Genomic DNA, 9,256 nt, shown 5'->3' on the forward strand with positions numbered 1-9,256 from the left:
GGATCGAGCCCGACGCCGGACCAGACGGCCGCTCGACCGGCAGGCCCGCCACCAAGACCGCGCGTCAGGGGCGGATCACAGCCCTACTGACCTCCCGGCCCGTGCGCTCGCAGGCGGAATTGGCCGCTTTATTGGCCGACGACGGCGTCCAGGTCACCCAGGCGACGCTCTCCCGTGACTTGGTGGAACTTGGCGCGGTACGGGTCCGAAGCCCGGCCGGCGGGCTTGTCTATGCCGTGCCGTCGGATGGAGTCGACCGGACGCTGCAATCGGCGCTGGACCAGGAAGTTCTGGACGCGAGGCTGGGGAAACTGTGCGAGGACGTGCTGGTGACCGCGGAAGCCTCGGCCAACCTGGTGGTCCTGCGGACTCCACCCGGAGCGGCGCAATATCTTGCCTCCGCCATCGACCATTCCACGATGCCGGCCATCATGGGTACTATCGCCGGAGACGACACGATCCTGCTGGTGTGCCGCGACGCCGGCGCGGGTGACGCCGTCGCCAGGCGGTTCCTGGATCTGGCCGCGGCCGCCGGCAGGGCCTGACGCTAGCGGATAGTCAACGCCCGACCCTGAACGAATCGGCAAATGCGTCCCTGAACGCATAGCCTTGAAGCAAGCTCAACCGACCAACCACGCGCGGGTGGGCGGCGCCCGATCGGTGCGCTGACCGCCCAATCGAACAAGGAGCAATTTGTGACTGACCGCATCGTTTTGGCCTACTCCGGTGGGCTCGACACCTCCGTCGCCATCGGCTGGATCGCCGAAGCCACCGGATCCGAGGTGATTGCCGTTGCCGTCGACGTCGGACAGGGCGGCGAGTCCCTGGAGACTATCCGCCAGCGTGCACTCGACTGTGGCGCCGTCGAAGCCTACGTTGCCGATGCCCGCGACGAATTTGCCGCTGAGTACTGCATGCCGGCGCTGAAGGCCAACGCCCTCTACCAGGACTCCTACCCGTTGGTGTCCGCCGTGTCCCGGCCGGTCATCGTGAAGCATCTGGTGGCAGCAGCCCGGGAATTTGGAGCCACCACCGTTGCCCACGGTTGCACCGGCAAGGGTAACGACCAGGTCCGTTTCGAGGTCGGAATCCAGACCCTTGGTCCGGACCTGAAGTGCATTGCCCCGGTCCGGGATCTCGCGCTGACCCGCGACAAGGCGATCGAATATGCAGAGAAGAACAAGCTTCCGATCGAGACCACCAAGAAGAACCCATTCTCGATCGACGCGAACGTGTGGGGACGCGCGGTGGAGACCGGTTTCCTTGAAGACATCTGGAACGGCCCCACCAAGGACGTGTACAACTACACCGATGACCCGGCATTCCCTCCGGTGGTCGACGAAGTCACGATTTCCTTCTCAGCCGGTGTTCCGGTAGCCATCGATGGCCACGCCGTGACGCCGCTGGAAGCGATTCAGGAGATGAACCGCCGCGCCGGAGCGCAGGGTGTAGGCCGGATCGACATCGTCGAGGACCGCCTGGTGGGTATCAAGAGCCGCGAAATCTACGAGGCTCCCGGCGCGATGGCGCTGATCGTAGCCCACCGCGAACTGGAGAACGTCACCGTTGAGCGCGAGCAGGCCCGCTTCAAGAAGACGGTCGGCCAGCGCTGGACGGAACTGGTCTACGACGGTCAGTGGTTCTCCCCGCTGAAGCGATCACTGGATACGTTCATTGATGACACCCAGACCTACGTCAACGGTGACATCCGGATGGAGCTGCACGGCGGCCGGGCCACTGTTACCGGGCGCCGCTCCGAAACCGCACTGTACGACTTCAACCTCGCCACCTACGACACCGGCGATACCTTCGATCAGTCGATGGCCCGCGGGTTTATCGAGCTGTTCGGCATGTCTTCGAAGGTCGCTTCCGGCCGGGATCAGCGCGCGGCAGAGGGTAAGTAGGCCATGTCCGGTCAGGGAAACAACGACGGCGCACGGAAGACCAACACCGGCGCGCTGTGGGGCGGCAGATTCGCCAGCGGACCCAACGATGCGCTGGCAGCCCTGAGCAAATCCACCGACTTCGACTGGCGCCTGGCCGGATACGACATTGCTGGATCCAAGGCCCACGCCCGCGTCCTGCACAAGGCCGGATTGCTCGACGATGCTGAACTCGAGGGAATGCTGTCGGCCCTGGACCAGCTTGACGCGGACGTCCGTTCGGGTGCTTACACCGCGGCCGAATCGGATGAGGATGTGCACGGCTCCCTGGAGCGTGGCCTGATCGAACGCGCCGGGCCGCAACTGGGCGGCAAGCTCCGTGCGGGCCGTTCGCGGAACGACCAGATTGCCACCATGGGCCGGATGTACCTGCGCGACCATGGGCGCATCATAGCCGGGGGAGTGCTCGACGTCGTCGACGCCTTGATGGCGCAGGCAACCGAGCACCTCGGCGCTGCTATGCCGGGGCGCACCCACCTTCAGCATGCCCAGCCGGTGCTGCTTTCACACCATCTGCTGGCGCATGCCTGGGCTTTGCTGCGGGATGTGCAGCGACTGATCGACTGGGATAAGCGCGCGGCCGTCTCGCCGTACGGATCGGGCGCGTTGGCCGGTTCGTCGCTCGGGTTGGATCCGGAGGCAGTGGCCAGGGACCTGGGTTTCAATTCCGCTGTACACAATTCGATTGACGGAACTGCTTCCCGCGACGTGTATGCCGAGTTCGCTTGGGTCAGTGCCATGATTGGCGTTGACCTGTCCCGGATCAGCGAGGAAATCATCTTCTGGGCGACCAAGGAATTCTCCTTCGTGACCCTCGACGACGCATTTTCCACCGGCTCGTCGATCATGCCGCAAAAGAAGAACCCGGATGTGGCCGAATTGGCCCGCGGCAAATCGGGTCGTCTGATCGGAGACCTGACCGGGCTGCTGGCCACCCTCAAGGGCCTGCCGCTGGCGTACAACCGGGACCTGCAGGAGGACAAGGAACCGGTCTTCGACGCCGCCGACACACTCGAACTGCTGCTGCCGGCGGTGGCCGGGATGGTGGGCACCTTAAAGTTCCACACCGAGCGGATGCAGGCTCTGGCTCCGCAGGGCTTTGCGCTCGCCACCGACGTCGCCGAATGGTTGGTGCGCCAGGGCGTGCCCTTCCGGGTGGCGCATGAATTGTCGGGTGAGGCCGTTGCCCTGTGCGAAAAGCGTGGGATCGAACTGTGGGACCTGACGGATGAGGATTTTGCCGCCATTTCGGAGCATCTGACCCCCGGCGTACGCGAAGTCCTAACGGTCGACGGTTCACTCAACAGCCGTGATGCCCAAGGCGGGACGGCACCGTCCGCAGTGCAGAAACAACTCGAAGTGCTGCGCTCCGACGTCGAAACCGCCAGGGACTACGCACGGATCTGAAATGCACCCTGTCAATGACGATCACAACTTTCTGCTGCACCACCATAGTGTGGACGCGGCGCCGCGGCTGTTGGGAGCAACGTTGCGGCATGAAAGCGATGAGGGACCGGTAACGGTCCGGATTACCGAAGTTGAGGCCTATCTCGGATCACAGACTTCGGATCTTCCGGACCCCGGCTCTCACGGCTTCCGCGGCAAGACGAACCGGAACGCCGTCATGTTCGGCCCGGCCGGTTTTCTGTACGTCTATTTCACCTACGGCATGCATTATTGCGCCAATATCGTCTGCGGCACCGCCGGCACTTCCTCCGGCTGTCTCCTCCGCGCAGGCGAGGTGGTCGAGGGCAGGGAGCTGGCCAAGTCCAGGCGCACAGCGGCGAAAAAGGAAATCGAACTGGCCAAAGGCCCCGCCAGGCTGACCCAGGCTCTTGGGCTGGGAAAGGAGCACAACGGGCAGCCGGTTTTTGAATCCCCGTTGACCCTGCGGCTGGCCGATGCCGCTCCGTCGCCGCAGCATCTGAGCACCGGCCCCCGCGTCGGAGTAAGCGGACCCGGCGGCGGGCACGAGTACCCCTGGCGGTTCTGGCTCTCCGGGGACAAGACTGTGTCGACGTACCGCCCGGCCAAACCACGCCAGGCGCCCGCCTCAATGCCAAACCGGTACGGTGCTTAGGTGACTATTTCTTCCCGTGAACCGGTGGAGTCAATGATCAGCCGGCTCTGCGCCGTGGTCCAGTACTACCCAAAGCCAGGAATCACCTTCCGCGACCTGACGCCGGTGTTCGCGGATGGAGCAGCACTCCGCGCCATCGTCGATTCCCTGATCGAGCCCTTTGCCGGCCAGTTCGACGCCGTCGCCGGTGTGGAGGCGCGTGGCTTCCTGCTGGCCGCAGCGGCAGCCTACTCCGCCGGAGTCGGAGTCATTACCGTACGCAAGCCGGGCAAGCTGCCCCGCCGCGTCTACACCGAACAGTACGAGCTGGAGTATGGATCGGCCGGCCTGCAAATGCACATCGACGACGTCGCCGCCGGAACCCGGGTGCTGGTGCTCGACGACGTTCTCGCCACCGGAGGGACCCTCGCCGCCACAAGCAGATTGTTCAGCCGCGCCGGCGTCCGGGTGGCCGGTTTCGGCGTCGTACTGGAATTAAATGGACTTCGCGGCCGCAGCGCTTTGGCCGGACACCGGGTCCGTTCCCTCGCCCGTGTCTGACAAAAGTTGCCGGCGTGCAACCCGGCGTGAGACAGCACTCTGCACCTTCCTGCAATGCGCAGCCGACCGGACGTAATCCAGCAATGCGGCGGCGCACAAATCGCTGTAGAATAGACGGTCTGCCTTTTAGCGGGAGGGGAATGCAATGCCGGAGAGCCGTTTGGCCGATACCGAGTCCACAGCCACCGGGTCCACGGGTTCAGAAACCCTGGACTCCGAGCTGAACTATGAGCGCGAATACGTGGCGGGTTTGTATGCCCGCCTGGACGAGTTGCGGGAGGAAAAGGCGGCCCAGCTCGCCCAGGTCCGGCGCACTACCTCCGCCGGTTCCCATCAGAACCGTTCCGAACGTGACGCTTTTGCCACCCTCTATGAGGACCGGCTCGCCCAGCTCAACGCAGTGGATGACCGGCTGGTGTTCGGGCGGCTGGATCTGGACGACGGCGAATCCCGCTACATCGGCCGCATCGGCTTGTCGACGGCCGACCTGCAACGACTCATGGTGGACTGGCGGGCCCCGGAGGCTGGTACCTTCTACCAGGCGACAGCCTTCGAACGCCAAGGTGTACGCCGCCGGCGGCATCTGATCCTGCAGGGGCGCAGCGTCAAGGCCATTGAAGACGACGTCCTCGATACGGAAATGCTGGACGACTCGGATGTGCTGCAGGGCGAGGGCGCGCTGCTGGCCGCACTGAACTCCAAGCGCACCGGCCAGATGGCCGACATCGTCGGAACCATCCAGGCCGAACAGGACCGGATTATCCGTTCCGCTTTGCCGGGAGCCCTGGTGGTCCAGGGCGGGCCAGGAACCGGCAAGACGGCCGTTGCCCTGCACCGTGCCGCGTACCTGCTCTACACTCACCGCGAACGCCTCAAGTCGGCCGGCGTGCTGCTGGTAGGCCCGTCCAATTCCTTCATGCGCTACATCGAACGTGTGCTGCCCTCGCTGGGTGAGACCGGCGTCGTAATGACCAGCGTTGGCCGGCTGATGCCCGGAATCAGCACCGTGGACGAGCGGAACCCGGATGTGGTGGAGGTTAAGGGCCGGCTGGAGATGGCCGACGTCGTCAAGCGCGCGGTTGCCAACCGGCAGCGGGTGCCGGATGCGGACCAGCGGCTCAAGGTCGAAAGCACCACCATTACGTTGACGCCGAAGCAGGTCCGCCGTGCACGGGAGAAAGCCCGCGCCACCGGCAAAACGCATAACGAGGCCCGGATGACGTTCGTCAAGATCCTGTTGCGGGAACTGACCGAACAGTTGACCGAGAAAATCGAGGAATCCTCCGGCCGCGGCAATGCGGCGGACCGGTCCTACCTTGCGGAAGAGGTCCGGTCCTCCCGCGACGTCCGCGTCGCCATTAACCTGTGCTGGATGCCGCTTACACCGGAAAAACTCATCCGTGACTTGCTCTCCAAACCGGAGCGGCTGGAGGCAGCCGCCCCCAAGCTCAGCACCGGGGAGCGGGAACTCCTGCTGCGCAGCCCGGACGCACCGTGGACCGAAGCCGATGTGGCGCTGCTGGATGAGGCCGCTGAGCTGCTCGGCGAGCTTGACGTATCCGGAGGACGGGACGCCGCTGCCCGCGAGGCGGAACGGCAACGCGATATTGCCAACGCCGAGCGGACGATCGAAAACGTCAACCCCTCGCTGGCCGATTCGGGCGTCGATGGAACGCTGCGGGCCGAAGAGCTGGCGGATTTCAACGCGGTTCAGGAACAACGCTTCACGGCGGCCGAGCGGGCCGTCAATGACCGCACTTGGGCCTTCGGGCACATTGTGGTCGATGAGGCGCAGGAACTGTCCGCCATGCAGTGGCGGTTGCTGATGCGCCGCTGCCCGCTGAAGTCGTTCACCGTCGTCGGCGACATTGCGCAAACCAGTTCTGCAGCCGGCGCCGCCTCCTGGGCTCAGGCACTCGAGCCGTTCCTGGGGGAGCGGTGGAAGCTGGAGGAGCTGACGGTGAATTACCGCACCCCCACCCAGATCGCCGAAGCCGCCGTCCGGATGACCAATGCCGCTGGCCTGGGCATCGCCGCACCCAAGGCGGTCCGCGAAGGCCGCTGGGGACCCGTCGTCGAACGCGTCGAGGAGGGCAGGTTGACGGACGCGTTGCTCGACGCCGTTCCCGAAGAATTGGGCCTGCTCGACGGCGGACTGTTGGCAATCATTGCGGATGCCCCGCGGGTAGCTGGCCTGCGGCGGGAGCTGCGTGCCGTTTACGGCGCGCGGGTGGGAGCCGGATCCGGTGGACTCGAGCAGGATATTGTGGTGATCAGTGCCCACGACGCCAAGGGACTGGAGTTCGACGGCGTCATCATCATTGAGCCTGCCGAGCTATTGGCCGCGGCCAGTGGCAAGGTCGGGGATCTGTACGTTGCCATGACACGACCCACCCAGCGGCTGCGTCTGGTAGCCGAAGGAGAAATCCCTGCGGGGATCGAGTAATTTAGGAAATGTGACTTCCATGCAGGTTGAAAGTTCCCCGAGCGTCAAGGCTCAACACAACGACACCAGCTTTGCCAACGTCTGGCAGGAGCTCAAGTGGCGGGGCCTGATTCAGGTTTCCACCGATGAGGCGGAACTCGAAAAAGCTCTCACAGGTGAACCGGTGACCTACTACTGTGGTTTCGACCCAACCGCACCGAGCCTGCATCTGGGAAATCTTGTGCAACTGTTGACCATGCGCCGGCTCCAGCTCGCAGGGCACCATCCCATCGGACTGGTGGGCGGGTCCACCGGACTCGTGGGGGATCCACGTCCGACGGCGGAACGGACGTTGAACACCAAGGAACAAGTTGCCGAGTGGGTGGGGTACCTGCAGGGCCAGGTCTCGCGGTTCCTCAGCGTCGATGGCGACAATCCAATGCAGATGGTCAACAACCTGGACTGGACTGCACCGATGACGGCCATCGATTTCCTGCGCGAGGTGGGCAAGTACTACCGCGTGGGCACCATGATTAAGAAAGACGCCGTGAGCGCCCGGCTGAATTCGGACGCCGGCATCAGCTACACCGAATTCAGCTACCAGATCCTGCAGGGACTGGACTTCCTGGAACTGTTCCGCAGCTACGGATGTACGCTCCAGACGGGTGGATCCGATCAGTGGGGCAATCTCACCAGCGGGGTGGACCTCATCCACCGCGCCGAAGGCAAGAGCGTGCACGCCATTGGAACGCCCCTGATAACGAATTCCGATGGAACCAAATTCGGCAAGAGCGAAGGCAATGCAGTTTGGCTGGATGAAAAGCTGACGACGCCGTACGCCATGTACCAGTTCTGGCTGAATACTGCTGATGCCGATGTAGTGGACAGGCTTAAAGTCTTTACATTCCTATCCCGCCAACAGATTGCAGAATTGGAAACGGCTGTCGCGGAGCGACCGCATAAAAGGGAGGCCCAGCGGGCGCTGGCATACGATGTCACGTCATTGGTCCATGGAACGGACGCGGCAGATAAAGTAATCGCTGCTTCGGCTGCGCTATTTGGCCAAGGCGAATTGAACGAGCTCGATGAGGCAACGTTGAAATCAGCGACGGCGGAACTGCCCAGTGGCACCGTCAGCGCGGATGGAATGGGAATCGTCGACGTGTTGGTGGCTTCAGGTCTCGCGCAAAGCAACTCGGCTGCACGACGGACGGTTGCCGAGGGCGGAGCGTACATCAACAACGTCAAAGTAACGGATGCGGATGCTGTGATTGACTTCACCGACCTCCTCCATGGCCGGTACTTGCTCGTCCGGCGTGGAAAGCGCAATCTGGCAACTGTGGAAGTGGCGCGCTAGTCACACCTGCCGGCGGGCGTGAGGGCCCCGGAAATCCGCACCAATAGGGGCGGATCCGGCCTCCGCGCCAACCCAGTTGGAGCGCTCAATCCACGGCTTTCCAGGTAGCTGAGGTAGCACAGGGATGGGATTTGACGCCGCGCTCGGAACTGCCGTAATGTTCTTGAAGTCGCCTACCGATGAAGTCCGTTTGGACAAAGGCTGTGACGGTCTGGAATACGACCGGGCAGAACATCGAGCAGGGGCAACCCCTTCAAATCAAGAAGCGATGCTGTGTGTGCGCGATGCGGACTTCACGGAGTAGCTGATACATTTTGATGGATTCATAAAGAATTGTTAGTGCTAATTCCGGTAATTACCGGATTTGACAATAAGAATTCGAATGAAATAAAGTTATAAACATTGCAGCGAAGAAATGTAGAACCTATTCAGGCTCGAATTGATTCGTATTTTCAATGGTTTTATCGGGAAACCGTGAAGCGAAAACCGGAAAGAATCGGGTTTGCATTACGGGATCCGATGAAATAGGATTGAAAACGTTGCAGCGAGGAAACGCGAAACGGATTTACCGTTTCGAATAATTCGAGGTTGCAGTGATTCCATCAGAATAGAAGTGAAGCAGGATCCGCGGAAAACCGGGTTTGCATTACGGATTCGGATGGAATAGAGTAGTAAAGTTGCTTCGGTGCGGAGCAGGGGAGTTGTTTTCCTTGTTTTGGCTGGATGCGTCTGTTGTTTGAGAACTCAATAGTGTGCCAAGTTTTGTCGATACCGATATTATTTATTGGTTGAGATTGCTGTCTGGCTGCCGCCCCTGTGGTGGTTGGATGGTTTTTTTAGCTGGTTTCAAATTTAGTGCGATCAGTGTGCTCCTTTTTCCGGGGTGTGCTGGTTGTGTCTGTGATACATCA

The 9,256-nt window shown here is 62.2% G+C and carries 7 protein-coding genes; all 7 read left to right on the forward strand.

Features of this window, described 5'->3' with window-relative positions:
* Positions 1 to 2: 2 nt before the first annotated feature.
* The 7 genes from ACX80B_RS17290 (at position 3) to tyrS (ending at position 8,345) form a co-directional block, all read left to right on the forward strand.
* On the forward strand, positions 3 to 545 hold the full coding sequence (locus ACX80B_RS17290) for an arginine repressor (RefSeq protein WP_459298463.1): 543 nt from the start codon (positions 3 to 5) through the stop codon (positions 543 to 545).
* Positions 546 to 695: 150 nt separating this feature from the next.
* A complete protein-coding gene (locus ACX80B_RS17295; protein WP_459298445.1) occupies positions 696 to 1,904 on the forward strand; it encodes an argininosuccinate synthase in 1,209 nt (402 codons plus the stop codon).
* 3 nt (positions 1,905 to 1,907) lie between these two features.
* Positions 1,908 to 3,350, forward strand: coding sequence for an argininosuccinate lyase (gene argH / locus ACX80B_RS17300; protein WP_459298447.1), 1,443 nt, complete (start codon positions 1,908 to 1,910; stop codon positions 3,348 to 3,350).
* 1 nt (position 3,351) lies between these two features.
* On the forward strand, positions 3,352 to 4,023 hold the full coding sequence (locus tag ACX80B_RS17305) for a DNA-3-methyladenine glycosylase (protein WP_459298449.1): 672 nt from the start codon (positions 3,352 to 3,354) through the stop codon (positions 4,021 to 4,023).
* Between the two features lie 33 nt (positions 4,024 to 4,056).
* Positions 4,057 to 4,563, forward strand: coding sequence for an adenine phosphoribosyltransferase (locus ACX80B_RS17310; protein WP_459298465.1), 507 nt, complete (start codon positions 4,057 to 4,059; stop codon positions 4,561 to 4,563).
* A gap of 145 nt (positions 4,564 to 4,708) precedes the next feature.
* On the forward strand, positions 4,709 to 7,009 hold the full coding sequence (locus tag ACX80B_RS17315) for a HelD family protein (RefSeq protein WP_459298451.1): 2,301 nt from the start codon (positions 4,709 to 4,711) through the stop codon (positions 7,007 to 7,009).
* Between the two features lie 19 nt (positions 7,010 to 7,028).
* A complete protein-coding gene (gene tyrS / locus ACX80B_RS17320) occupies positions 7,029 to 8,345 on the forward strand; it encodes a tyrosine--tRNA ligase (protein WP_459298467.1) in 1,317 nt (438 codons plus the stop codon).
* The last annotated feature ends 911 nt before the right edge of the window (positions 8,346 to 9,256 follow it).

It is taken from the genome of Arthrobacter monumenti, from assembly GCF_054511255.1.

Excerpts from the sequence above, each read along its gene's own strand:
- argH (WP_459298447.1), top strand. The coding sequence starts at position 1,908 with ATGTCCGGTCAGGGAAACAACGACGGCGCACGGAAGACCAACACCGGC.
- ACX80B_RS17305 (WP_459298449.1), top strand. The coding sequence starts at position 3,352 with ATGCACCCTGTCAATGACGATCACAACTTTCTGCTGCACCACCATAGT.
- ACX80B_RS17310 (WP_459298465.1), top strand. The coding sequence starts at position 4,057 with ATGATCAGCCGGCTCTGCGCCGTGGTCCAGTACTACCCAAAGCCAGGA.
- ACX80B_RS17315 (WP_459298451.1), top strand. The coding sequence starts at position 4,709 with ATGCCGGAGAGCCGTTTGGCCGATACCGAGTCCACAGCCACCGGGTCC.
- tyrS (WP_459298467.1), top strand. The coding sequence starts at position 7,029 with ATGCAGGTTGAAAGTTCCCCGAGCGTCAAGGCTCAACACAACGACACC.